Annotated in this window: 25 protein-coding genes; 9 read left to right on the top strand and 16 right to left on the bottom strand. The window is 31.7% G+C overall.

The window, feature by feature from the left end; genetic code table 11:
• Positions 1-26 precede the first annotated feature (26 nt).
• The 8 genes from ABD766_RS04270 to ABD766_RS04305 all read left to right on the top strand — a co-directional run bounded on the left by ABD766_RS04270 (position 27) and on the right by ABD766_RS04305 (position 5,359).
• On the top strand, positions 27-1,016 hold the full coding sequence (locus tag ABD766_RS04270) for an OmpH/Skp family outer membrane protein (protein WP_344815531.1): 990 nt from the start codon (positions 27-29) through the stop codon (positions 1,014-1,016).
• Between the two features lie 33 nt (positions 1,017-1,049).
• Entirely contained in the window at positions 1,050-1,547 is a 498-nt protein-coding gene (locus ABD766_RS04275; RefSeq protein WP_344815975.1) for an OmpH/Skp family outer membrane protein, read from the top strand.
• Between the two features lie 86 nt (positions 1,548-1,633).
• Entirely contained in the window at positions 1,634-2,413 is a 780-nt protein-coding gene (gene murI / locus ABD766_RS04280; protein ID WP_344815532.1) for a glutamate racemase, read from the top strand.
• 68 nt (positions 2,414-2,481) lie between these two features.
• On the top strand, positions 2,482-3,351 hold the full coding sequence (locus ABD766_RS04285; RefSeq protein ID WP_344815533.1) for a pseudouridine synthase: 870 nt from the start codon (positions 2,482-2,484) through the stop codon (positions 3,349-3,351).
• 29 nt (positions 3,352-3,380) lie between these two features.
• Positions 3,381-3,743 (top strand): nuclear transport factor 2 family protein, encoded by a 363-nt coding sequence (locus ABD766_RS04290; protein ID WP_298305201.1) that lies wholly within the window; start codon positions 3,381-3,383, stop codon positions 3,741-3,743.
• 101 nt (positions 3,744-3,844) lie between these two features.
• Positions 3,845-4,045 carry a dodecin family protein gene (locus ABD766_RS04295; RefSeq protein ID WP_298305198.1) on the top strand — a complete coding sequence of 67 codons (201 nt, stop codon included), beginning with the start codon at positions 3,845-3,847 and terminating at the stop codon, positions 4,043-4,045.
• 38 nt (positions 4,046-4,083) lie between these two features.
• On the top strand, positions 4,084-4,473 hold the full coding sequence (locus ABD766_RS04300; RefSeq protein WP_344815534.1) for a YtxH domain-containing protein: 390 nt from the start codon (positions 4,084-4,086) through the stop codon (positions 4,471-4,473).
• Positions 4,474-4,534: 61 nt separating this feature from the next.
• Positions 4,535-5,359 (top strand): mechanosensitive ion channel family protein, encoded by an 825-nt coding sequence (locus ABD766_RS04305; protein WP_344815535.1) that lies wholly within the window; start codon positions 4,535-4,537, stop codon positions 5,357-5,359.
• Here the strand turns inward: ABD766_RS04305 and tsaB are convergent.
• The 3 genes from tsaB to ABD766_RS04320 all read right to left on the bottom strand — a co-directional run bounded on the left by tsaB (position 5,352) and on the right by ABD766_RS04320 (position 8,782).
• Positions 5,352-6,020, bottom strand: a complete 669-nt coding sequence (gene tsaB, locus ABD766_RS04310) for a tRNA (adenosine(37)-N6)-threonylcarbamoyltransferase complex dimerization subunit type 1 TsaB (protein ID WP_344815536.1) — start codon at positions 6,018-6,020, stop codon at positions 5,352-5,354. The genes ABD766_RS04305 and tsaB overlap by 8 nt on opposite strands.
• Before the next feature lie 23 nt (positions 6,021-6,043).
• Entirely contained in the window at positions 6,044-7,333 is a 1,290-nt protein-coding gene (locus tag ABD766_RS04315) for an efflux RND transporter periplasmic adaptor subunit (RefSeq protein WP_344815537.1), read from the bottom strand.
• A gap of 117 nt (positions 7,334-7,450) precedes the next feature.
• Positions 7,451-8,782, bottom strand: coding sequence for a TolC family protein (locus ABD766_RS04320; protein WP_344815538.1), 1,332 nt, complete (start codon positions 8,780-8,782; stop codon positions 7,451-7,453).
• A gap of 140 nt (positions 8,783-8,922) precedes the next feature.
• Here ABD766_RS04320 and ABD766_RS04325 point away from each other — a divergent pair, with 140 nt between their 5' ends.
• Positions 8,923-10,314 (top strand): DUF4403 family protein, encoded by a 1,392-nt coding sequence (locus tag ABD766_RS04325; protein ID WP_344815539.1) that lies wholly within the window; start codon positions 8,923-8,925, stop codon positions 10,312-10,314.
• Positions 10,315-10,317: 3 nt separating this feature from the next.
• Here the strand turns inward: ABD766_RS04325 and ABD766_RS04330 are convergent, their stop codons facing one another.
• The 13 genes from ABD766_RS04330 to sov all read right to left on the bottom strand — a co-directional run bounded on the left by ABD766_RS04330 (position 10,318) and on the right by sov (position 26,604).
• Positions 10,318-10,602, bottom strand: a complete 285-nt coding sequence (locus tag ABD766_RS04330; RefSeq protein ID WP_344815540.1) for a hypothetical protein — start codon at positions 10,600-10,602, stop codon at positions 10,318-10,320.
• Entirely contained in the window at positions 10,592-11,131 is a 540-nt protein-coding gene (locus ABD766_RS04335; RefSeq protein WP_425556560.1) for a DUF420 domain-containing protein, read from the bottom strand. The genes ABD766_RS04330 and ABD766_RS04335 overlap by 11 nt, the downstream gene beginning before the upstream one ends.
• A gap of 2 nt (positions 11,132-11,133) precedes the next feature.
• The gene (locus tag ABD766_RS04340) at positions 11,134-11,814 is read right to left on the bottom strand and encodes an SCO family protein (protein ID WP_298305172.1); all 681 of its coding nucleotides are present in this window, start codon (positions 11,812-11,814) and stop codon (positions 11,134-11,136) included.
• A gap of 5 nt (positions 11,815-11,819) precedes the next feature.
• Entirely contained in the window at positions 11,820-12,476 is a 657-nt protein-coding gene (locus ABD766_RS04345; protein WP_298305169.1) for a hypothetical protein, read from the bottom strand.
• A 75-nt stretch (positions 12,477-12,551) separates the two neighbouring features.
• The gene (locus ABD766_RS04350) at positions 12,552-12,902 is read right to left on the bottom strand and encodes a cytochrome C oxidase subunit IV family protein (protein WP_298305167.1); all 351 of its coding nucleotides are present in this window, start codon (positions 12,900-12,902) and stop codon (positions 12,552-12,554) included.
• An 18-nt stretch (positions 12,903-12,920) separates the two neighbouring features.
• Complete coding sequence (locus ABD766_RS04355) at positions 12,921-13,955, bottom strand: cytochrome c oxidase subunit 3 (RefSeq protein ID WP_298305164.1); 1,035 nt, start codon at positions 13,953-13,955, stop codon at positions 12,921-12,923.
• 42 nt (positions 13,956-13,997) lie between these two features.
• Positions 13,998-14,576: a cytochrome c oxidase subunit 3 gene (locus tag ABD766_RS04360; RefSeq protein ID WP_344815541.1), complete on the bottom strand. Its 579-nt coding sequence runs from the start codon at positions 14,574-14,576 to the stop codon at positions 13,998-14,000.
• A 2-nt stretch (positions 14,577-14,578) separates the two neighbouring features.
• The gene (gene cyoE, locus ABD766_RS04365; protein WP_344815542.1) at positions 14,579-15,481 is read right to left on the bottom strand and encodes a heme o synthase; all 903 of its coding nucleotides are present in this window, start codon (positions 15,479-15,481) and stop codon (positions 14,579-14,581) included.
• An 89-nt stretch (positions 15,482-15,570) separates the two neighbouring features.
• On the bottom strand, positions 15,571-17,679 hold the full coding sequence (locus ABD766_RS04370) for an energy transducer TonB (RefSeq protein WP_344815543.1): 2,109 nt from the start codon (positions 17,677-17,679) through the stop codon (positions 15,571-15,573).
• Between the two features lie 16 nt (positions 17,680-17,695).
• Positions 17,696-18,439, bottom strand: coding sequence for a deoxyribose-phosphate aldolase (gene deoC, locus ABD766_RS04375; RefSeq protein WP_344815544.1), 744 nt, complete (start codon positions 18,437-18,439; stop codon positions 17,696-17,698).
• A gap of 157 nt (positions 18,440-18,596) precedes the next feature.
• Positions 18,597-18,893 (bottom strand): VanZ family protein, encoded by a 297-nt coding sequence (locus tag ABD766_RS04380; RefSeq protein WP_344815545.1) that lies wholly within the window; start codon positions 18,891-18,893, stop codon positions 18,597-18,599.
• A 58-nt stretch (positions 18,894-18,951) separates the two neighbouring features.
• Entirely contained in the window at positions 18,952-19,332 is a 381-nt protein-coding gene (gene gcvH, locus ABD766_RS04385) for a glycine cleavage system protein GcvH (protein ID WP_344815546.1), read from the bottom strand.
• A 78-nt stretch (positions 19,333-19,410) separates the two neighbouring features.
• The gene (sov, locus tag ABD766_RS04390; RefSeq protein ID WP_486320565.1) at positions 19,411-26,604 is read right to left on the bottom strand and encodes a T9SS outer membrane translocon Sov/SprA; all 7,194 of its coding nucleotides are present in this window, start codon (positions 26,602-26,604) and stop codon (positions 19,411-19,413) included.
• Between the last annotated feature and the right edge of the window lie 5 nt (positions 26,605-26,609).

Here is a 26,609-nt window from a genome sequence, read left to right on the forward strand (position 1 = left end):
GCTTAACATTTCTAAAACTTAAGTTTATGAAGAAATACATTTTACTAGCATTATTTGTAACATTAGCTGTAACAAACAATGTAAATTCGCAAACAAGAGGAATCAAAGTTGGCTACATCGATATGGAGTACATCTTAGAAAAAGTTCCTGATTATGCTGAAGCAAAAAACCAATTGGAGCAAAAAGCAGAAAAATGGAAGCAAGAAATTGAAACCAAAAAAAATGATATTGCCAAATTAAAAGAAGCTTTAAAAACAGAAAAAGTTCTTTTAACTAAAGAACTTATAGCAGAAAGAGAAGAAGAAATTGCTTTTCAAGAAAATGAATTATTAGAATATACTCAGAAAAAATTTGGTCCGAATGGTGAACTAATTGTTCAAAAAGCCGTTTTAGTAAAACCTATTCAAGACCAAGTATTCAATGCTGTTCAAGATATTGCTGAGGCAAAAAAATACGATTATATTTTCGATAAATCATCTGATTTAACAATGCTTTTTGCTGCAAAAAAACATGACATTAGTGACAGAGTTGTTAGCGCACTTACACGTGCTGAGAAAAGAGAACAAATGTCAAAAAAACAATTAAAACTTGAAGAAGAAAGAGAACGCAAGCAAGAAATGATTGATGATAATCCGCTACTATCTGAAAGACAAAAACAAGCTGAAGAAAGAAAAGCGGCACGTCTAAAAATGATTGAAGACAAGAAACTTCTTGCCGAAGAAAAGAAAGCTGAAGCTGAAGCAAAAAGAAAACAATTGTTAGAAGAAAAGAATAATAAAAAAAGTGGCACAGTTTCTGATAAGCCTAATACAGATAACAAAGATGCAGACACAAAAACAGTTGCAGCATCTGATAAAAAAGCAGAAGTTGAAGCTCAAAGGAAAAAAACATTAGAAGAAAGACAAAAGTTAATTGACGATAGAAAAAAAGCAGCCGAAGAAAAAAGACTTAAAATATTAGCAGACAGAGAAGCTGCAAAAAAAGCAAAAGAAGACGCAAAAAATAATAAACCTTAAAATAAATAAAAACAATAATTAATACGAAGAATGATGAAACAATTTAGAACTTTTTTAATAGCAGCAGTAGCTTTATTTAGCTTTCAAACAATGAGCGCTCAAACTAAAGTAGCACATGTTGATACTAACGAAATCATGACAAAAATGCCTGCTGTACTTGAGGCTCAAAATCAATTAAAAAAATTGAGCGATACGTATACTGCAGATTACAAAACTATGGTAGATGAGTATCAAGCCAAAATTAAAAAATATGATGCTGAAGCTGCAACAGTGACTGATGCTGTAAACCAAACACGTCAAACAGAAATGCAAGACATGGGTAAAAGAATTGGCGAATTTCAAGAAACTGCTCAAAAAGATTTACAAAAGAAGGAAGCAGACTTAATGAAACCAATTACAGAAAAAGTAAAAGCTTCTATCCAAAAAGTTGGAAAAGCTAAAGGTTTTAACTATGTACTAAACGCTGGTGATTTATTATTAGCTGACGGAACAGATATTACTGCTGACGTTAAAAAAGATTTAGGATTTTAATTTAATCTGAATTTATTTCAGATTCTAACTTAAAATATTTAAAAACTGCTCAAATAAATTGAGCAGTTTTTTTTTACATTTGCTTTATGACAAACAACAATCCTATTGGGCTATTTGATTCGGGAATTGGTGGAACTTCCATTTGGAAAGAAATTCATCAACTACTTCCTAATGAAGACACAATTTATCTAGCTGATAGTAAAAATGCTCCTTATGGTCAAAAATCTAAAGAGGAAATCATTCATTTAAGTTGTAAAAATACTGAATACCTTCTAAACGAAAACTGTAAAATTATTGTTGTTGCTTGTAATACTGCTACCACGAATGCAATAAAAGAATTACGAGCTAAATATGATGTTCCTTTCATTGGAATCGAACCAGCTATAAAACCAGCAGCGTTACATTCTAAAACGCAAAAAATAGGAATTCTTGCTACTAAAGGAACATTAAATAGTGAACTGTTTTACAAACATGTTGAACAATTTCAAGACATTCAAGTCATAGAACAAATCGGATTTGGTTTAGTTGAACTAATTGAAAATGGCGAAATAAATTCTAAAGAAATGAAGACTTTATTGAAAAAGTATCTAAATCCTATGATAGCATCTAATATAGATTACTTGGTACTTGGATGCAGCCACTACCCTTACTTAATTCCTCAAATAAAAAAAATTCTACCTTCAAATATCAAAATAATTGATTCTGGTGAGGCTGTTGCAAAACAAACCAAAAAAATCTTAGATGAAAAAGTAGGTTTTAGAGAAATAAATGAGAAAAGTAAGCAACTTTTTTATACCAACACCAACCCAAAAGTACTTATTGAAATTCTTGAAAATAAGTTTAAAGTTATTGAAAAAAAATTCTAAATCCCTTTGCTTTCATATTCTTAGCAAAAGTTAAGCTCAAATAGAGTATCTTTGCAAAAAATATAAGCATGAATAATTCTAATAATAAAAAACGAACTGGACTAAGCAAACCAAGTGGTGATAGAAAAAAATCTACCACAACTTCTAAACCTGCCATGGACAAACGTTCTCAAAATAGAAAACCCGCAGTTAAGAAAGATTCTCCAAACGTACCGAAACCAATAAAATCAGATGAAATTCGTTTGAATAAATACATCTCAAATTCTGGTGCTTGCTCTAGAAGAGATGCTGATATTTATATTCAATCTGGGAATGTAAAAGTAAATGGAATTGTCGTTACAGAAATGGGACATAAAGTTAAACCTGGTGATGTTGTAAATTTTGACGGAGCTACTCTAATGCCTGAAAAGAAGGAATATTTTGTTTTAAACAAGCCCAAAAACTTCACGACTTCTAATGATGAAGATGGTGATCATAGAAATGTTTTAGAGCTAATAAAAGGCGCAACAACATCTAGGATGCAACCTATTGGTAGAATGGACAAAAATACCACTGGATTATTAGTATTTACGAATGATACCGATATTATTAGAAAATTTAGTTTACCAAATCAAAAATCACCAAAAATCTATCAAGTTACTTTAGATAAAAACTTAAAGTTTGAAGATTTAGAAAAAATTTCAAAAGGAGTTACCCTTGACGGACACAAATTATTTGTTGATGAAGTAAGTTACATTGAAAACGAACCTAAAAATGAAATTGGCATCAAATTAAGAACTCCAAATGTAAAAGTTGTTAGAGCCATATTTGAAAATTTCAATTATACTACAATAAAAATTGATCGAGTTGCCTTTGCAGGTTTAACCAAAAAGAATCTTCCAAGAGGAAATTGGAGACCATTAACGGAGCAAGAAATAATTAATTTAAAAAATATCTAACCAGGCAAAAGCTTGGTTTTTTTATCCAAATGACGACTCAAAAAAATTTATCTATAGCACATGCTTGGTTTGAAGCATTCAATACTCATAACCTAGAAAAGCTACTATCATTATACGATAATGATGCTGAACATTTTAGTCCGAAATTAAAAATTAGACATCCAGAAACAAATGGACTAGTTAAAGGACAAGACGCACTAAGAACATGGTGGCAAGATGCTTTTGAACGATTGCCAAGTTTACAATACAAGGTAACATCACTAACAGCGAATTCTGACAGAGTATTTATGGAGTATATAAGAAATGTAGATAATGAAGAAGCAATGCTAGTTGCAGAAGTATTAGAAATAAAAGAAGGCCTAATAGTTGCTTCACGTGTATATCATGGCTAAAATTATGCAACACAGCTAATTGTCGCAATATTTCTATAAAACAAAATACTATTGTATTTATAAATTTTGTAATTTTATTCCTTTAACCAAATAAATAAATTATGGCAGTATTAAAAGTAATCGAAGTACTTGCAAGCTCAGAAAAAAGCTGGGAAGATGCAACACAAAAAGCAGTTGAACAAGCAGCAAAATCATTAAAACACATTCGTTCAGTTTATGTTCAAGAACATAGTGCTGCTGTAAAAGACGGAAAAGTAACAGAATACAGAGTAAATTTAAAACTTACTTTCGAAATTGAATAATCAATAATAATTTTAACCAAAACAAAAAAATAGAAACTATGGGATTAGGAGGATTTTTTAAAAACCTATTTGGTTCAGCCAAAGAAAAAGTAAGTGAAGTTGCAGATAAAGCTGAAGGTTTTGCTGAAGAAGCAATTGAAAAAGTAAAAGAATCAGCTGCACCACTAGTAGAAAAAGCTGAAGAATATGCAGATATTGCAAAAGAAAAAGTAGCAGAATATGTTCCAGCTGCTAGTGAAGCAATTGAGAACGCTGTTGAAACTGTAAAAGAAAAAGCAGGCGAACTTGCTGATAAAGCAGAAGAAATGGCTGGAAATGCTGTTGATACTGTAAAAGAAAAAGTTAACTCGTTTACTAATGATGCAGAAGAAGCAGCACCAGTTGCTCCAGCAGAAGAAGCAAATAGAGTTGAAGAAGATGCCGATTAATTTTAGAAAAAAGCTATCTTTGTAAAAATTTAAATCACACTTTTAGTGTGATTTTTTTATTATGGAAAAAACACTTCACATCAACAGTTTAGAAGAATACACAAAGCAATTTTTTGATGTATTAATTAGTTATTCGCCAAAGTTAATTTCAGCATTCATCATTCTTTTTGTTGGAATTTATGTTATTCGATTTATTAATCGATTGGTTAAAAAATTAATGGCTCAACGTGAGTTAGATCCTACACTTACAAAGTTTTTAGCCGATATTCTAAATTGGGTATTACGAGTTTTGTTATTTGTAACTTTCATTTCAAAACTTGGAATAGAAACTTCATCGTTTGTAGCAATTTTAGGAGCCGCTGGTTTAGCAATTGGTCTTTCACTTCAAGGTTCTTTATCTAATTTTGCTGGTGGAATGTTGATTATTCTTTTTAAACCATTTAGAGTTGGAGATACTATCGAAGCACAAGGTGTAATTGGAACAGTAACAGAAATTCAAATATTTGTAACTAAACTTATTTCAGCTAACAATCAAACCATTTATATTCCAAATGGGATTTTATCGAATGGAATTATTACAAACTTTTCTGTTGAAGGAATGAGACGTGTAGATTTGGTATTTTCACTTTCATATGAAACCAACATCAAAGAAGCTAAAGAAGTTGTCTTAGAAGTAATGAAAAGCCATTCTAAAGTTTTGAAAAATCCAGAACCTATAGTTGTTGTAAAAGATTTGTCTGATAGCGCTATTCACTTAGCAATTCGTCCTTGGTCTAAAAACGAAGATTTTGGTGAAGTTTCCTCAGATATTTTGGAAAATTGCAAAGCAGCTTTTGATAAAAAAGGCATCATAATTCAACCTTTTGTAAGAGAAAATTCTAAGTAGATTTGGTTTGTAACATGAAATCTTTCAAATAATAAGGTTCGAAATAAGCCACATCTTTAAAAGAATTATTTAGAAATTTTTTATACGAAATCGCACTCATTTCATTTGCTGAAGGATAAAAAACAGTATCAACAAAATTAAAATTAGATTTTGTTAATATCGTTTTAGCTTTTTCATTACTATCACCAACAAAATAAACAGCATCATCAATATCAGAAAAACTAGAATCCGTAAGAATTTCAGCTTGAACTTCTCTAATCATTTCTTTTTTTGCATTAAAAATGGCGCTATAAACTTCCATTCTTCTAGCATCAATCATCGGAATGATAATACCATTCTCTATTTGCAATTGATTTGCTAAAACCGTCAATGTATCAACTGAAATCAATGGTATTCCCAATGCATAACATAATCCTTTAGCAGCTGAAACTCCAATTCTTAATCCTGTATATGAACCAGGTCCTTGGCTTACTGCAACAGCACTTAAATCAGAAAATGTTATACCAGCTTCCTTTATAATCTCTTCAATAAATAGGTGCAATTTTTCTGCATGAGAAAAGCCTTGTTCAGCCATTTCCTTGCATAAAATAGTTTCACCATTTTTGGCTAAAGCCACAGAACAGTTTTTGGTAGCTGTTTCAATATTAAGAATGTAACCCATTTAAAAGATAATCTTTTTAAGTTCTATTTTTTTGCTTCTTCTTTCTTAGCAGTGATTTTAACTTTATCACCAGAATTTAGATTTTTAGAAACAGTAACATAAGGACCAACGATTACCTCATCACCTTTTTGAAGTCCAGATATAATTTCAATGTTAGTATCATCTTGGATTCCAGTTTTTACCACTCTTATTTTAGCTTTATCGCCTACTTTTACAAAAACACATTCTAGTTTTTTATCCGACTTAGCTTTAACTTTATTATCCTCTTCTTCAACTTCAAACTTTTTAGTTGCCGTTGTATCCGATTTTATAACTACAGAGCTAATTGGCACACCAATAACTTTTTCTTTTCTTGTAGTAATGATGTCAACAGTAGCTGTCATTCCTGGTCTAAAAGGCGAATAAGTATCTGGTTTTCCTTCGATTAAATCTAAATATGATTCTTTCAAAATTCTAACTTTAACTTTAAAATTTGTTACTTGATCGGCTGTTGTAGTTGAGCTAGCAGAGTTAGAAATACTTGTAACAATTCCTTTAAACTCTTTTTTCAAATACGCATCAACCTGAATATTAGTTTCGTCTCCTATGTTGATTTTAACGATGTCATTTTCATTCACATCAACTTCAACTTCCATATTGTTTAAGTTGGCAACTCTTAAAATTTCTGTTCCAGTCATTTGTTGGGTTCCTAAAACTCTTTCACCCAATTCTACATTCAGCATAGAAATTGTACCATCAGCTGGAGCATAAATTGTAGTTCTTCCTAAATTATCTTTTGCTTCTTTTACAGTTGCATTGGCACTTTGAACGTTATAATATGCCGATTGTTTACTAGCTTTTGCCACTTCGAATGAAGCAATCGCTTTATCCCAATCTGAACGAGAAATAATTCCTTTTTCGTACAACGATTTGTTTCTATCATAATTGGCTTGAGCTTCTTTGAAAGATGCATCGGCTTGACTTAATCCGGCTTTAGTTCCAGAATAATTTGATACAGAACGATTCAAACCAGAAGTGTATAAATCAGGATTAATTTTCACTAGTAAATCACCTTTTTTAACTACTTGACCTTCTTTTACAGGCAAAGCGATAATTTCTCCTGAAACTTCAGAAGATATTTTTACTTCAATTTCTGGTTGAATTTTTCCAGTTGCAGATACTGTTTCTATAATAGTTATTTCGTCAACTTTGGCAGTTTCAACTTCTGTAGAATTATCTCTATCACCAAAAACTCCTGCTTTTGATAAAGCGATTAATAAAACTACTAATCCTAAAATAACTCCAGTTATTATGTAAATTTTCTTTTTTGACATGATTTTATTTATTTTTTATATAGGTATTATTTCTTGCATGAATACTTAAAGTTATTAATTCAATAAATACACCAATTGAAAACGCTTTAATAAATTCTAATAGCAATATTATTCACTTTATTTATTTTCAATAATTGGGATTCCAAAATAAAATTCTAAAACCTTAGTTTTAAAAACATAGTCATACTTTGTTCTTAAAACTTCCGATTGTGCATTTTCTAATGCAATTGTTGATTGTGAAAAATCAAATGCATTCATTAAACCAACATTATATCGTTCTTTAGAAAAATTAAAAGCTTGTTTTCTTGCTTCAAGTGATTTTTGAGCTGCTTCAAATGATTTGCCAGCATTAACTACATCATTATATGCTTGATATACATTGCGCTCTAAATCTAATTCTGCTTGTTTTAATTGAAATTCTGTACGCTCTTGATTAATTTTAGCTCGCTTCACTCTTCCTTTTGTAGCAAAACCATTAAATATTGGCACATTTAATTGAGCTCCAACTGCCGTCCCATCAAATAGCGATAATTGATCAATAAAATTAAAAAACGGATTCTCAGACCAACGAGTATTATATCCTATAAATCCTGATAGGGTTGGTAAGTAGGAACTTTTTGAAATTGCAAGATCCTTTTTAGCTATTTCAACATTAGAAGTTGCAATTTTAATGTCTTTTACAGACTCTTTTGCTTTTGCTAAAATACTTGCTTGGGTTTCATTTATTACACTAGAAACAGGAACATCAACAGGAACATCAGACACATCAAAAGTGCTATATTCTTCAATTAATAATGTTTGACACAAGGCAATTTTTGAAATAAGCAACGTGTTTTCTGTTCCTATAATTTGTTGTTGTTGTGTTGCGTCTGTAGCTTGCAATTCATAAATATCACCAGCTGGTAAAGAACCAGCATCAATTAATTTTTGAGTACGAATAATATTTTCTTTAGTGATACTATTTTGATTTTTTTGAACCTTCAATTGTTCTTTATTGAACAGGATTTGTAAGTAAGAATTTGCTATAGATAAAGCAATATCGTCTTTCATTTTGTCTAAACGATACGAATTTGCAATTTTATTTAATTTTGAACGCTGTAACGTTTTCCAATTTACTAATCCATTAAATAAATTTACACTTGAATTTAGTCCTGCAGAAAAAGATTGAAAAGTTTCATTTTGAAATTGGTTTGTAACCGGATTAATACTTGCACCTGTATTTACACTGAAGTTGGCATTACCATTTAAAGTTGGTAAAAAATTTCCAACTGCTTCCATTTTTTCAACATCAGATATTTTCAGATCCAATTCAGATTGCTTTATGCTGATATTGTTTTTTAATGCATAATCAACACATTCTTTGAGTGTCCATTTTTTTGTTTGAGCTTGGGATGAAAATCCGAAAACTAGAGCAAAAAGGAAAATTATTTTAAAACCTACGTTTTTCATGTTTATTTTAATCAATAGTTAAAATACAATAATGCAAATTTAAGCGTTTTATAATCAAAACAATTAAATTAACATTTTCTTATCTGACGTTAAATTACTTTTTTTGTTACATTCACACCCAAATTAATTTTGATTTAAAAATGAAAAACTGTTTTCTTATATTAATTTCGCTTCTTCTACTTTCGACTTTGTTTAGTTGTTCGTCAACAAATAAGATTGCTACTATAAAACCAGAACCCTCTCAAAACACTCCAATGGCATACAAAACAACAACTTCATTCGTAAGCATGCCCATGGAAGTCTCATTAAAAGAAATCGAAAACCAATTAAATAAAGCCTTAACTGGATTGATTTATGAAGATAATAATCTTGATGATGACAAAACGGAAATGAAAATTTGGAAAACAGGCACCATAAAATTAATTGAAAAAGACGGAAAAATACAATCTGTTTTGCCTTTGAAAATTTGGTCAAAAATAAAATACGGAACGGAGTTCATGGGATTAAATGACACAAGAGAAATTGACTTAAACGGAACCATAACTTTACTCAGTACAGCCAAATTATCAAATTGGAAAATGAATACTAGCTCTGTTATCGAAGATTTTGAATGGAGTGAAAGCCCAACGATATTAGTTGCTGGAAAAAAAGTTCCGATAACTTATATAATCAATCCTACTTTGTCTATTTTCAAATCGAAAGTGGCAAAGAAAATTGATGATGCTATTGAAAAATCTTGTGATTTTAAACCTTATGTTTTAAATGTTTTAGAAACTTTGGGCACACCATTTAAAACAAGTGAACAATATGAAACCTGGTTTAAAATGAATCCAATTGAAGTTTATGTTACTGATGCACAATTGCAAAAAAGTAAAATAAAAATGAACTTAGGATTAAAATGTACCATGCTAACAATGGTTGGACAAGAACCAAAAAATGTTTTTGATAAAGAATCTGTTACTTTCAAACCGGTTGCTACTGTTCCTAATAAAACAACAGCTACTGTAGCGGCAATTTCTACCTATGAAAGCGCTTCTCGAATAATAACTAAGAATTTTCAAGGAAAAGAATTTGCTTCTGGAAGTAGAAAAATCACAGTGCAAAAAGTTGATTTATGGTCAAAAGATGGCAAAATGATTATTGCACTTGACATGACTGGAAGCATCAATGGATCAATTTATCTTTCTGGAATTCCAAATTATAATTCAGTTACAAAAGAAATTTATTTTGAACAAATGGATTATGTTTTAAACACAAAAGGACTTTTGACAAAAACAGCTAATTGGTTGTTGCAAGGCGTAATTTTGAGAAAAATTCAAGAAAATTGTCGTTATTCTATAAAAGAAAATTTAGAAGAGGGCAAGAAAAGTTTATTGCCTTACTTGAGCAATTATTCGCCAATGAAAGGCGTATTCGTAAACGGAACTTTGAACGATTTTGAATTTGAAAAAGTAGAATTAACCAACGAAGCTATAATTGCATTTATAACTACATCTGGCAAATTGAACATTAAAATTGATGGAATGGAATAAAAACTATTGAGTTTTCTTTTTCGTGTACATTCTATAAACTACTAATCCAACGATACCAACCAACACGTACGGAATTACCATTAGGTAAACAATTCCGTCGTTTACTGCTTCTGCCTTCATGGTATTTCCTTCGCTCTCTAATGATGCTCTACACATGGCACATTGTGCTTGTGAAGGAAGAGAATAGAATATAGAAAAAAGTATAACAACAAATCCTTTCAATGAGGAAATATGTCTTTTCTCCAATCTATTTTCTATTTTCTTCACTCTATTTTCTTTATTTAACATAGTAAGGAGAAATCATTAGATAAACAATAACGCCAGTAACTGCAACATATAACCATAATGGGAATGTAATTCTAGCCAGTTTTTTGTGTCTATCAAATTGTTTAGATAATGCTCTAACGTAAGTAAACAAAACCAAAGGAATTATAATTACTGAAAGTGCAATATGTGTTAGTAAAATAAAAAAGTAAACGTATCTGATTATACCTTCACCTCCAAACTTAGTTGATTCTGAAGTCATGTGATAAGCAACATACATTACTAAAAAGATTACAGAACATGCAATTGCAGAAGTCATTAATTTTTCATGTAACGAACGATTACCATTTTTAATAGCTCTAACTGCTAAAATCAATAAAATAGCCGTAACACCATTAATTGATGCGTAAATTGGTGGTAAGAAAGAAAGTGGCTCCACATTAATTCCAAAATCTTTTAACTTCACAGAAAATAGAATTGCTACAACTATTGGAATTAGTATTGAAACAATAATAATTGGTGTTCTAAATTTTTTTTCTACTGTATTATTCATGATTACTCTTCTAATAATAATTTAATATCTTCTTTAATTTCTTTTACTCCTTTAGCTTCAAGTCCATCATAATATAGAATTGGATTTCCTTGATTATCCTTTCTGCATCTTATTTTTCCTTCTTTATCTACAAGTGCAAAAAGTCCGGAATGTTCAAAACCACCATTCACTTTTTTATTTTCTGCAGCATATAGATTGAAGCCTTTGTTTGCCAAACTTAAAATATATTCTTTATCACCTGTTAAAAAATGCCAATTTGGTGAAGTGATGCCAAGTTGATTTGCATGTTCTTTAAGAACTTCGACAGTGTCATTTTCCGGATTTATAGTAATTGAGGCTACTCCAAAGTTGGTCTCTTTTGAAAATTCCTTTTGAATATCCTTCATGTTTTTATTCATAATAGGACAAATTGAAGGACACGTTGAAAAGAAAAATTCAATTACATATACTTTACCTAAATAACTTTTGTCTGATATTTTGGCATTATTTTGATCTGTTAATTCAAACTTAGGAACTGGCCCTATTTTCATTAAACCATCCTCTTTTACAATATCATTTGAAAGACTCATTCTATCGTTTTTTACAACAGAACCGTCTTTTATGCGATCGATTATTTTTGGTATAAAGATAATCCCAAACACTAAAATTATAAATGAAATTCCTATGTAAGATTTATTTTTCATGTCTATTATATTTTTCTTGAAGCGTTGTGATTTCTTTTTAAAGCCAATCGATACTCTGCTAAAATGATTTTAACATCATCGATCATTTGGTTGTATAATTCAGAAACCAAAACTGTATTATAGCCTTCTTTGTATTCTGGCTTACCTTTTTTGTCTTGACCTTTTCTACCTCTAAGATTTCTCTTTTTATCTACAATATAAACATTTGGTGTTCCAAGCTTATCGTCTAATTTACCGACTAATTGAAGTTTATCATAGAATGTTTGTATTTGCTGTGGCGAACCAAAAACAAAGTTCCATCCAGCTTGCGTTCCAAGTTTACTAATATCGTTTTTTAATGCTTTAACTTGCTCTTGAGTTCCATCTGGAAAAATCATTACCATTTGAAAATCTTTAAAATCTTTATTTCTGGTGTATATTTTTTCGTATAAATTAAAAAAGCTTCCTTTACGTTTTTCAACGTCTGTTCCAATAAAGCCTAATATAGTAATTTTATTGGTAAGAGCAACAGGTTTATCATCTAGCGTTTTCCAAGTATTTATGTCTGGAATATTTTTAGTAATGGTTGGAAGATTAACAAAACTATTAACTCCTGAGGCAAAAAAGAGATAAGTAACTAGAGGAAGAACAAACAATACAAAGAGAACGATTTTCTTTTTCATTTTTTTTTTTATTTAAATATACAAAAATAAAAAAAAGGTACGCAACGCGTACCTTTAAATTGAATTAATATAATGTTAAAAATTCCACTTAATAGTAGCATTTTTAAATACCTCAAAAACATAATTGCCTTCTACTAAAAGAATGAATGTTAAATATAAAACTAAGAAAATAACTGTCCAAACAACAGATCTTCTTAATGCTTTTGTTTCACCTTCCATGTGCATGAAAGCCCAAACAATTCCATATGCTTTAACTAAAGTCAAAATTAAGAATATCCAATTTAGAAGATTAGTTCCTAAAATATTTGTCATATGCAAGGCTTCAGGCTTAAAAATACCTAAAATTACCTCTACAATTGTAACTGCAGATAGAAACCAAAAAACCTTCCAAATTCTACCTGTATTCGATTCGTGTGCGTGTGCCATTATTTTTTTATCTTAAGATTAAACTAAATAGAAGAATGTAAATACGAAAACCCAAACTAAATCGACAAAGTGCCAGTATAGTCCAACTTTTTCAACCATTTCGTAACTTCTTCTTTTTTCATAAGTTCCTAGAAGAACATTTATGAAAATGATGATGTTAATGATGACTCCTGAGAATACGTGGAAACCGTGGAAACCAGTAATAAAGAAAAAGAAATCAGCAAATAACTTACTTCCATATTCATTGTGTTGTAAGTTAGCTCCTTCAACTACCAATGCAGCATCTGCTAATCTTTTTTCAGATTCTGCTCTTGAAAGAATAAATTTATGTTTTGGTTTATTCAATGATTTATCTTCATTTAAACCTTGAGCTGTTTTAAGCGTTTCTTCACTATTGATAACTTCAGTTCTTACTAATAAGTCTGGACGAGCTTTAAAACCGGCCAAAACTTCATTCACAGAATAAGTCGGTAAAGAACCTTCTTCCATAAACCATTTTCCTTTTCCTCTTGTAAGTTGTTCTCTTTCTTCTGGTAATACAACCGCGAAGTCAGCTAAAGCAACACGTTTTCCTTTGCTATCAACAAATTGTAAAATACTTCCGCCTTTTGTTTCAACAGCACCATACTCACCATGAATGAAATTTTTCCACTCCCAAGCTTGTGAACCAACGAAGATTAAACCTCCAATGATTGTTAAAAACATGTAGAATGCTACTTTTCCTTGTTTCATTTGGTGTCCAGCATCAACAGCTAATACCATTGTTACAGATGAAAAGATAAGAATAAAAGTCATTAATGCTACGTAGTACATTGGAGCTGGAACTCCGTGCATAAATGGAAAGTGAGTAAACACCTCATCAGCCAATGGCCAAGTTTCAATAAATTTAAACCTAGAAAAACCGTAAGCAGCTAAAAAACCAGAAAAGGTTAATGCATCAGAAACGATGAAAAACCACATCATTAATTTTCCGTAACTTGCTCCTAATGGCTCATTATTTCCGCCATCCCATGATTTCCCTACAGTATTTGCAGTAGTAACTGTCGATCCCATAAAAAGTTGTTGTTAAAAAGTTCCCAAATTTACATATTTTTCTTATTTAAAGAAACATAAAAACAAAAATAAATAAATCCACAAGAAATCAAGAAAGTGCCAATACATTGCACCTAGCTCAATACCAAGAAATTGGGACGAATTGTACTTTTGTTTAAAATGATTATAAATTATAATTAATAGTGAAATTATACCTCCAGCTAAATGTGCCATGTGTACATATACCAAAACATATAAGAATGAAATGGTAATTGAACCTGATCCTCCAACTGGATATAGGTGATTTTGAAATAACTGCGTAAAACCTTCAAATTGGAAATAAATAAATCCCAATCCCAAGGCAAGAGTTGCTAACAAAAAAAGTGTTGTAGCACTTCTATCATCTTTCTTAATTGATTTCTTTGCTAAGTGAATGGTTACACTACAAAGAAGAATAATTGCAGTACTGATGAAAAAAGCAGTTGGCATTTGAAAATCTTTAAGCCAATCTGGTCTCGATTTACTTACAACCATTGCGCTTGTTAAACCGGCAAACATCATCACCATACTTATCATCGCAAAAATCAACAAGAGTTTGTATGACCTTGCTGTGCGTTCTTTATGTTCTTCAGTTGTCATCATAACTATCTTAAAAATTTATCTGTTATATATATTATTTGCAATAAAGTAATGTAAGAAACACTCACTAACATTAATACTCTAGCTGCTTTTGGTGTTCTTTGTTTGTATAATTTGAAAGCATAAATCAGCATCCACAATCCTAAAATAAAAACCAATACAGCTGCAATTTGGCTAATAAAAAATTGCCCAGTAAACCCTAGACAAGGTAAAAGTGATGCAACTATTAGCCAAAGTGTGTACAAAATAATTTGTGTCGCTGTTTTAGTATCTCTTTGTCCTGTTGGCAACATAAAAAACCCTGCCTTTTCATAATCTTCATACAAAAACCAACCTATTGCCCAAAAATGAGGAAACTGCCAAAAAAACTGAATCATGAATAATGTTCCTGCTTCAATTCCGAAATTTCCTGTTGCTGCAACCCATCCTAACATGAAAGGAATTGCTCCTGGAATTGCTCCTACAAAAACCGATAATGGTGTAACCGTTTTTAATGGTGTGTAAGCACTTGTATATAAAAATATTGAAATCGCTCCGAACATTGCTGTTTTTGGATTGATTAAATAGAGTAAGATTAACCCAATAATCGTTAACAAACTTGCTACAAACAGAGCAATATTTGGTGACATTCTTCCTGCAGGAACTGGACGATTCTTAGTTCTATCCATTAATGCATCCAAATCTTTTTCTATCACTTGATTAAAAGCATTTGACGCTCCAACCATGCAATATCCACCGATAATCAACATTATCAAAGTTGTCCAACTAAACGGATGACTTTCGTCAAATCCTAATAAATAGCCAGCAATTGAAGAAAATAAAACACTTATTGCTAAACCAGCCTTGGTGATTTCTTTAAAATCTCTAAAGATTACTTTGAGCGAAAGTGTATTAGTTGTAGAATTCAATGGAATTGAAAAATTGATTTTTTAATGGTGCAAAAGTAGTTCATCAAAAAGGATTTGACAAAAAACAAACCATAAAATTATTTAAAATTCTAATAATCGAAATACCAATTAAAAATATCGCATCTCAAACCAAGAGAAAACCATGTAGTACTTTGTTTTTTCAACGCATCTGTTTCAACTGTTGGACTAAAATTTCTGTAAATAATACTTCCAAAAGCTTTCAAATTTGTGGCTGGGTTTATCAAATAACCAGCTTGTAAATCGGCGATAAAAATATTAGTTTTATTCCCTTGTCCAACAGTAACTCCATTGTCAAAAGGTCTATTATCATTATAACTTAAATAAATATTTCCACCGTAATTCTTAGTAGCATCAAAATCAAAACCTCTTACACCCATTGTTAATTTGGCATCAGCAAAATATCTTCCTTTGTGGTATCTTGCAATTGCAATTAATTCTTTAGCATTCCCACCCCATTGATGTCCAAGACTTTGGTTGCTATTTCCATAATTTGTTAACGCATTGCTATGTGAATAAACGTAAGGTCTAATATGATTGTACTCCACTTGCACCAACAGATTTTCTATATTAAACGCATTGAAATATTTTGCTCCAATTTGGTAGGCAAATTTGTTTTTCCAACTTTTATTAGCATCTTTTACTTCATTGAATGAGAATTCATCAATTAGAAACTGTCCATAGAAATTAATTTGATTGTTCCATTTGTACTTAGTTGTTAAACCAAGTAAAGCATTTCCGCTTCTTGAAGATGATGCAAACTCAACTGCTCTATAAAAGATAATTGGATTTACGAAACTCATGTCAAATCCTCTATCGTTTTGTTTAGACCAAACTACCGATTCGAAAAAACCTAAATTGAATCTTTTAGTAACATTCCAACTTAAATAATGGTTTGCAACAAACTTTGTTGCATAAGTTCCATCAATTGTGGCGTCATTTCTAACATCTTTCATCCACATATAATTGTTGGTATATTTAATTTTCCAGAATGTAGTGTTTATTTTAAAATAAGGAATAGGGCTTACACCATCTGTTAAAAACAGTGAACGAAATCCATCACCTAAAAAATTTCTTCCATAACCCAATTGTAAATCAATAAACTTATTTGGCGCGAAAGTTAAATTTGCCTCGGCCATAGGAAAATCGAAAGCATCTGATTTGAATTCTTTTGCGATTCCAATTCCTGGAATTATTGCCGGATTTCCTCCTGATGGTTTTATCGAAACTGCATAATTATTAAAATAATCAGCAAAACGACCTTGACTTTCAAAAATGGTTGTGGTAAAGTTTAATTGACTTCCTAAACCACCTCGAACTTGAATTCCACGAGTATTTACATAAGTATAATCTGCAACACTTGGATCGCTTTTACCCATTTGCAAATCGAAAATAGGATTCATAGTAAACCAATAATCATCTCCTTGAATGGCTACTGTATTTTCATTCCAAAGTTTTTTTCCCCACCATGAAGTTTTGTTCTTCATTAGCTTTTGATTTTCTGCTTCTAAATTGTAATATTTAGAAACTTCAGCATAAGTATAAGGTTTGGATGCCGTATGATTATTACTACCTACTTGATTCATCGCCGGATCAAATTGCGCATAAAAACTGTGAGACAATGGAATGCTCAAATGACTTTGAAACTGTGGGTTATTGAATTTTTTATAAACTATACTATCAAATTCTGTAAGTTCTTTATTTTTATCTTTTAGCGAGTAAATAGTCGTTGGCTTGCTAGCCTCAATCTCTTTCTCCTTTTCTGCTTGAATTTCAGCAGCACTTTGAAGTGGAATTGCTATTTTGATTGTATACTTTGCATAAGTTGGCTTTCCGTTATACGTTGGCGGACTCACTTTTGGCATAGCCGCAAAAACTCGTTTACTTTCTTTTACTAAATCTTCATCGTTAGCATCAACATATTGTACTTTGAAAGTTCCTTTATCGTCAACCTCAAACAAGACTATGACATTTCCTTTGTAGTTGTTGTCTTTTAACTTAGTAGGTACTTGAAAATTATTGTAAACAAAATTTTGCACTTCAGTATTGAAACAATTTTCAAGTTCTTTAGCTTGTAATTTAGCGCAGTTTGGAAAAATTGGCATTTGTTCACTTCCTTTTTGGGCGGTAACCAATAGTGCATTTAAAAGTAAAAAAGCTATCGTTATTTTATTAAACATCCTATTTGAATATAATTTAGTAATCGCTGTTTGTTGTTTGTCCGTTGGCAATGGCTTTGGCAGAGGATGTCCCTATTCTCTTAACTCCAAGATTAATCATTTCTACTGCTTCATCGTATGTTCTAACGCCACCTGCTGCTTTTATAGACAGAGGAGAGCCATTTTCTAACATCATTATTATAGTTGGAACCGTTGCGCCATTTGGCAAACCATTTTCTGTTTTGTAAAAACCTGTTGATGATTTTACATAAACCGAATGATAACATTCTTCTTTAAAATTAGACATCACAACCTTTTTAATCAAAGAAGAAATTTGGATAATTTGGTCGTTACTTAATGCCGCCACTTCAATAATCCATTTTACTATTTTGTGATGATCCAATCCTAGTTTTGTTCCTTCGAGAACTTCTTTTTTTACAACATCTACCTCACCTCTTTTGAACGCTTCATAATTGCATACAAAATCTAAATCGTCTGCACCATCTTCAATAGCTTTTTTAGCCTCGGTAAGTTTATCTTCCAATGAATAAGTTCCTTCATGAAAACCAATTACAGTACCTATCGTAACCATTGAATTAGCTTTACTAATCATTTTTCTAGCCATAGCTACCATATCAGGACGAATCATGATGAGTTTAAAACCTTCATCAATAGCTTCTTGGATAAATCCTTGAACTACTTTGGTGTTTTCTTCAACAGAAAGTCCGGCTTGCTCGGGTGTTTTTAGATAAGTAGAATCTAAATAGTGTTTAATGTTCATTTTCTTAATTATTAGAAACGATAAAGGTACAAAAAATCTGTATCCAATTTATTGCTGCCAAAAATAGAAAATATTGAAGGAATGATTGCTTTTTGGTTAAATAAACTTATGTAAAAAAATTAATAGAAAAGCTTTTAAAGCTAAAAAACAAAACCACTCAATGAGTGGTTTTGTTATTAAATATCTTAGTAATTATTAGTAATCCTACTATTGCTCCTGTTGTATTGGCTATAACATCAAAAACATCTGCGCTTCTTGTTGTTGTGAATAGCTGTTGGCAAATTTCCATTACTATTCCGTAGCCGATAGCAGCAAATAAAATTTTATAATTGTATTTACTTTGTTTAAAAAACAACGCCCACAAAACTACAAACATCATATAGAATGTAAAATGTGCGAGTTTGTCTTTATATGGAACTTCTATATCACTACTAACATCGTCAAATGTAGCCAAACTCAAATATGTAACAACAAGTGTCCAAAGAATGGCTAGTAGGAAAAATATTTTTTTATTATGCACCTATCAAACTTGCGTAAGCTTCGCTATCTAATAATTCGTCCCATTGAGAAACATCAGACACTTTTACTTTCACCATCCATCCTGCTCCATAAGGGTCAGAATTTACAGTTTCTGGATTGCGTTCAAGGTCTTCGTTGAATTCGATAATTTCACCAGACATTGGTAAAAATAAATCAGAAACTGTTTTTACAGCTTCAACAGTTCCAAAAACCTCATCTCTTTCAAGAGTTTGGTCTAGTGTTTCAACTTCAACATAAACGATATCACCCAATTCGCTTTGAGCGAAATGTGTAATTCCGATAGTTGCTACATCACCATCCATAGAAACCCATTCGTGGTCTTTTGTGTATTTTAAATTAGTTGGTATGCTCATTTTGTTTGTAAGTTTAAATTCAGGTCAAATGTATTGTTTATTCTTAAATTTTTAAAATGATTTTTATTACTATTTCAATTAATTTCCAAAGTTATATCTTAAAGTGAATCCACCTCTAATATTTGTCAATGGGAATGATGTTGAAATTACTGCTTGAGAGAACGAATGATCGTAATAGAAAATCGCAGTTAGATTCTTACTAAACGAATAATCGGCAGTTAATCTTGCAGACCAAATGTTTTGTCCTCCACCTAATTGATTGTTGTTATAATCTAAATAACGTACAATGGTTTTATTGTTTCTGTAAGAGAAATCTATTTTCAAATTAATATCGCTTTTTATAACCCCAGAAGGATCATCAGCCAATTTAGTTGAAAAAATTACATCTTTAAAACGATAACCAGTTCCAATTACATATTCAATTCCCTTTACTTCTGTTAATAGATTATTATCGAAACTTAGAGATAAGGCTCTGTCTTTTTTCATTTCAGCTAGGAACTTGAACGAACTTTTAGTTTCTAAATCTAAACGAATTAAAGGATTAAATTGTTCTACTAAATTCACATTTCCAACAAGAGTTCTTTCATATAAATTCCCGTTTAGTGGATTTACACCTTCTTGGTAATCTAGATTAGATCGGAATGAATTTATTGTGTAAGATGCTTTATAATTATGTTGTAAAGAGAAACGTTTGAATTTATCTTTAAAATATTTATAACGCATTAATCCATTATATTTTACATTCCAGTTAGGAATTGGGAAATTTCTCAAGATTCCTAAGGAAACATCTGAAGCTCCAGCACCTGTGTAGGCAGCTAAGAATGCTGGCAATAAAACCGATTGACTATTTTTGCCAAAACCAGCAGGATATCCTTCAGCATCGACTGCATAAGGTGCGCCTCCGTAATAATTTGAGGCCAATCTGTTTGCTATTTTTAAACGATTTTCTCTAAAATCATCAAAAGCTTCTGAACCAAACTCGTCACTATTCTTAAATGCGGTTTTAATCAAAACTGTTGAAATTGCAAAATTTCCTGTACTGTATGGCGATCTTGAATTGTAATTTCCATCAAGAGAAACGTCGTACTGTTCTGAGAAATTATTAGCATACGTTCTATTTCCACTCAAGTCGATTTTGAAATCTGGAAATAAATCAATATTAGCCGTATAATCTAATGTTCTAGTTAGAATTTGAGTATAATTTAAATTGAATTCTGGATAAGAAGTTAACCAACCATTTTTAGCAGCTTCAAAACGAATATCATCTTGCGAACCAAAAGCAAATCCTAAAGAAGGTTTAGCTGTTCCAAAGAAACCAATACTTGGAAGGAATCCTGGCAAAGCAGTTCCTTGATTTTCGGTGTAATTGATTTGAATGTTTTTCACACTTGTTAAAACACCAACTAAACCATCTACAAAAATGTTTCTATCTTTAGCTGGAGTAGCTGCTTGACTAGTTACTTTTTGACCAGGTTTTGGTGGACCAACTTGTGTCGTTTTGGTTTGCTTTTTGGTTTTATTCAATCCTAAATACTTGTAAAAAGTTTCCATATTGAATTGGGTATTCAATTTATGAGAACCTGCATTTTGAATTGTGTTACCTAAACTGTACTCAATTCCGTTAGAAATAACAGATGAGAATGCCAATGAGGAACGTTGCCAACTAAAATTACCTGTATAAGTATAACTAGATTTCACAAAACTCAGGAATGGAATTTTGTTTAATGGTAATTCGTAGTTAACCGTTAACTGTTGGTTGTGTTGGTTTGGTGAACCAATATTCCAATAATCTGTCCAAATTGTGTAGGAGTTATCTGGATTATTGTTTTCGTCCATGTAATTTCTAACTATATTATTGGAAGTAGCATTAAAATTAAGTTTCAACGATTTAGTTAGGTTATAATTAAATCCATATTGATAGTTGAACAAGAAATTTCTTTGGTATAAAGCATCTAGACCAAGACCTTCTACATCAACTAATCTAAATTGTTGTCTGTTGAATTGACGAATAATATTAGAACTAAAAGATATATTTGCAGGTAAATAATTGAAATTAAAATCGCTCAATAATTTCCAATAGCTACTTTTCTTGAACGTTTTCACTTTTTTGAAAGGTTCAATTGGTTTAGATTGGAATGCAAATGTATAATCAGCAGTAGTGTTTACTTGTTGATCTGTGAAATTTTCTAATTCAAAATTATGTCTATCTACTTGATTGTATGAATAAGAAAGTGTCAAGTTTTCTGGATCATAGAAATGTGGTTTTTGTTTTTCGCCACGTTCTTTTTTCACACCAATAAAGTTGATACTTTTTCTCTTAGTATAATCAATTGCTCTATTTCTAATATTTCGTTTTTCTGCTTCATCAGCCGTTACATCAATTAATTGTTGCAATTCGATATCTTGATTGAAAGGATCGTATTTAGGCGTAATAAACTCTTCACCAACAGCATAATTAAACGGAAGATTTATTCCCCATTTTTTAGGTAAAAGTTTACCCAAACTCATGTTGGTTACAACGTTATATTGTAAAATATCTTCACGACTTCTTTCATTTGGACCTTGCTCTAGAGTTCCAAAACCTATAGTACTCAGTCTACCTGTAGCTGAAACATTGGCAAAATCGGCAAGATTACCATCTAAATTAGCAACTGCTGCCATACCACCTTTGTTGTCCATTTCGGCAAGACGAAGTTCATTAAACCATACTTCACCTTTAATACGCCTAGGATTCAAAGGATGTTGTGGTGTATTTAAATCATCTGTTTGGTTTTTTACACCAACCATTAATGTTCTTACTAAACCGAAATTAGGATTTCCTCGAATACCTAACCTTAATTTATTTACTTTACCGGAAGCTGAAGGATTCATGTCTGGATCATCTTCATTTCTATAGAAAATTTCACCTGGTGTGTAAACATAATTTAAAGCTAAAATTTTCAGTTTGGTTAGTAATTCTGTAGAAATATCTATTCTATTAGACTCTGGCCAAACACCTTCTGGTGAATTATCTCCAAACTGAGTTTTCTTTAATGGAATCTCAACTTGATAAAAGTTTTCTGTAAAGTCATTACCAAAACGAATGAAGGCAACCATTTCATCATCTTCCAATGAAGGAACATCATCGGCTGGTGCTTCTGCGTGCACAAACATTTTCAGTTTTTTAAACTGACGCATATCTACGCTTACGTTTTTAAACACTGCTCTAGAATCTCCTGGCTCTAAACCATCGCCATCTACTCTCAATGCTAACGATTGCTCGTTTTGTGGGATTAAGGTATTATTTAAAAACAGCTCTTCTAATTGAACCCCTGGAGGTGTTACATAACGAATAGGTAGTCTATCACCGTTTTCTTGAATATTTACCGCTTGAGAATCAAAATCGGTACCATCATCAGAGGTATCTGTATCGGTTGGATCTAATGTATTTTCAAATCTTCTCCATTCACCACGAACTAAATCTAAAGCTCCAAAACGCAACGTAATTTGACTTTCGAAACCTGTCATGAAAAGTCTCATGAATCTTATAGAACGAAAATCTGAAATGCTTCCAACTGTATTTTCAGGTTGCGAAACTGGTACTTTGAACTGAATCCATCTTGCTTGAGTGGTTTCACCATTTGATAATGTTACTGTAGTTTCTCTTACATCGGTAACGTATCTTGTATTTCCCACTGCCATTCCTGGCCTAACATCAATACCATATTCATAATAAGCATTGATAGTATTCATGGTATTGTCTCTGTTGATGTCTTCAACATCTGGAACCGTTGTAGAACCTCGATTGGTGTCTGTTACATCAATTGGTGAATTGCCTTCTGTTCCATTATAATTTTTATAACGATCAAAAATATTTCCAGTAGTATTTAAGAAATAAGTAAAATTATCAACTGCTGGATCGGCAAAAGAAGAAAACGTTGGAAACTTAGCTGCTTCTTGAGCATCGTTCAATCCATTAAAACCAACATCTTGAGCCGTTCTATTTCCAGGATCAGAATCGAAAGCATAGATTAACGATTGTGAAGCTGGAACATCTCCCCAAAGCGGTTGCGGATTTACCAATATTTGATTATTACCAACTCCATTTTCATAGAATTTTCTTCCGTCTTTAAGAACATCTTCTGATATTTCACCAAGATTTAAATACACTTTACCAATGTTTGTACTTGGAGTTTGAGCAGAAGGATTTCCTGGATCAAAATAAGGATCTAACATCCAAAATTGCACGTACTCAACATTAGATTGTTCAAAATTGGTTGAATTTAACGCACGAACTATTCCACCAAAATTATCTTGAGGATTTGGTATAGTGTTATCTGGTGCAGTTGCCGTATTAAAATTGTATGGACCACGCTCATTTGGAAAATACGTTAAATCTAAAGTATTTACAACTTGAGTTTGTCCCTGAGCTATAACTGTATTTGGAAACAACTCTTGACTAAAAATTCTTCGTGTGGAGTTTAATGACAAATCATCTTCAGAAATTCCAGATGGCCTTTGAGTGTAGAAAACCGGGTCAATAGTATACCAAGCCAATTTTGCTCTTTTAAAACCATATTCTAAACCATTAGAAGTTCCTCCAAAGTCAGGATAACTTGGTAATACTCCTGTGGTTGGTTTTTCTGGTGTAGAAGATAAATACCAAGAAAAAGGTGATTTTAAATCGATGGTTGTTTGTGAACCTTCAAAATCGTCAACATAAATAGTTGCTTCACCTTCAAAACGATCGGCTTTTGGAGAATTAGGTTGCAAGTAAGCTACTTCACCTCTAAAAGAAACCACAGAAGGAACGTCCGTATCTATATTTGGAAGTTTATTTACCAATCTAGTCAAGAAAGGTACTTCTGTCGAATAAGCAGTATTTATTCCGTAAATAGAATTGTTTACCGATTCTTGTCCATAGTTAGATTTTTGAGTAAAAGGTCTTTCTGTCATTTTTAAGAACGTAGCTCCTAAAATGAATTTTTCAGAAAATTTGTGCTCTACATTTACACCAAAAAAACGTCTTGTTTGTTGACCAAAAACAGAGTTGTTCTCTACAGAAACTTCAATTGGAGTATTCGAAGCTGATAATGCCGGGTCAAGAATTTGCACTCTACCTGCTTGATAGTTTACAGTGTAATCAACGCCTTCAACAAGAACTCTTCCACCAGCTGTAACTACTACAGAACCTTTAGGTACATTGAAAGCACCAATTGGAATTCCATCTCCACCGGAAGATTTGAATTTACCTCTAAGTTGGAATTTATTTTTTTCACTGTCTTGCAAAGCTGCTGCCTGTGTACTTTTATATAAGGTTCTAAAAACGTATTTCGCTTGATTGGCGTTGTAAACTAAAGTTGGATCACCATTGTAATCTTCACCCGCTCCACTTCTTAACTTTTCAAATAAGTACTTACCGAAAGGTTCTACAGAGGTAAAAATCAATCTACCATTTTGTTGATCTACAGTCAATCCTGGAATAAAGTCGAAGAATCCGTCACCTCCGTTTTGTGGGTCATTGTTATAGTTCAATTGGTCAATTCCAAAAACTTTTAACAAAGGTGTTTGTTCTACTCCTGCTGGAAGTGGCGTAGTAGAATTAGCTTGTGTAATGTAGTTTAATGGTGATGGATCAGTATATAAGATATTGAATTTAAAATCTTCTTTTTGTAATTGATAACCTCCTGGAATTTGATAGATGTTTTTCATCATCAATCCCCAAATTGGTTTTTGAACTGTTGTTAAACTACTTTTAAGCATTTTCAATATTAATGCTTGAGATGAAGGCACACCACTTGGGTCTACTTGTGTTGCTTCTACTCCATCATTACCAAATTCACCTACTTGGTATACTTGGTCTCCAATAGTATATTGATAAGCTACTGCAAGAACTTCATCATTTGCTAAACGCTGTTGTAAAGAGATGTATCCCAATTGTGGATGATAAGTAAACTCGTTTGGGCTAAGTTTTCTTGCATTTTCTAATTTTGCATAATCTATTCCTTCACTTACAGGAACCGAGTTATTAAAACCTGCATTTGAAGTTACAATTTCTCTAATGTTCGTATTTAAGAAACCGCCACCTAAAGTTATTAAAGCAGGATCATATTTATTGTTTGAGTTTTTAGAAGGAGTATCAGCAGGTGCTAAAAAAAAGCTATTTGCAGGAATAGGAGGATTATCCAAAGGATTAATCGCCACTATTTCTGTAGCTGGAATTGGATTTAAAGTTCCAGATTCATTTAAAGGAGCTTCACCTAAATCTTGTAAGGCAATAATATTTCTTAGATTATTATTATTTGTGGTAACTCTGTTTTGTCTGTTTGTTAACCAAACCTCAATACGTGTAATTTGAACTCTACTATCAATTTGAGGATAATTTCTTAAAGAATAATCATATTTGTTTTTGAAGTATTGCGATAGGAAAAAGTGTCTATCGGCATCATATTCTTGAGCAAAAAGTTCAAAATTTTGAATGGTTCCACCGCCTTGAGAAGTAACCGTTTTTGTTTGTGATTTTTGCTCAGAGAAAACTCCGGTAACTGTAGTTTTTCCGAATTGCAATTGTGCTTTTACTCCAAATAAACTCTGTGCTCCTCTTATCAATGAACTATTAAGAGGCATGTTTACGTTACCTACTTCAATTTTTTGAATAATATCGTCTTCTGTTGGAGCGTATTCTAATTTGATAAGATTTTGAAATGCAAAAGTAGATTGGGTATCATAATTGGCATTTACATTTAATCTTGTACCCACTTTTCCCATCAAACTCATACTGATTCTTTGGTCAAAATCGAAGGTTGTTGTAGCTCTATTTCTTGGCGAAAAGGATGGGTTGTCTTGTCTAGTATGTCTAAAACCTAAATCTACTTCGACAGAACCTGTTGGTTTTACATCTATAGTATTTCCACCAAAAATGGTTTCGAAGAAACTTGAATTCACATAATATCTTGGTAATAAATTCTTTTTATCTGCCTCAGTTCCTTTACCATCAACTGCTTTTGATTTGTTCTTGAAGTACTCATGCATTGACTCTTTTAATACCAATTTTTCATATTCTTTTGGAGTAAGAATGATGGGATAATTGATATTAAAACCTTCAAAAGTTTTTGTAAGAACATACATATTAGTTATTGGGTCATAAGTATATGCCTCAACCACACTTTTAGGATTGGCCAGATTAATAGCTCCTGTATTATATCCTTTTATTGAATCGTTAACTTCATCATCTTGAGCAAAAGAAAGTTGCCCAGTTAACAGCAAACTTAGAAAGCACGCTGTTTTAAAAATAAATG

Origin of the sequence: Flavobacterium cheonanense, from assembly GCF_039539185.1 — a bacterium.
Classification (GTDB): domain Bacteria; phylum Bacteroidota; class Bacteroidia; order Flavobacteriales; family Flavobacteriaceae; genus Flavobacterium; species Flavobacterium cheonanense.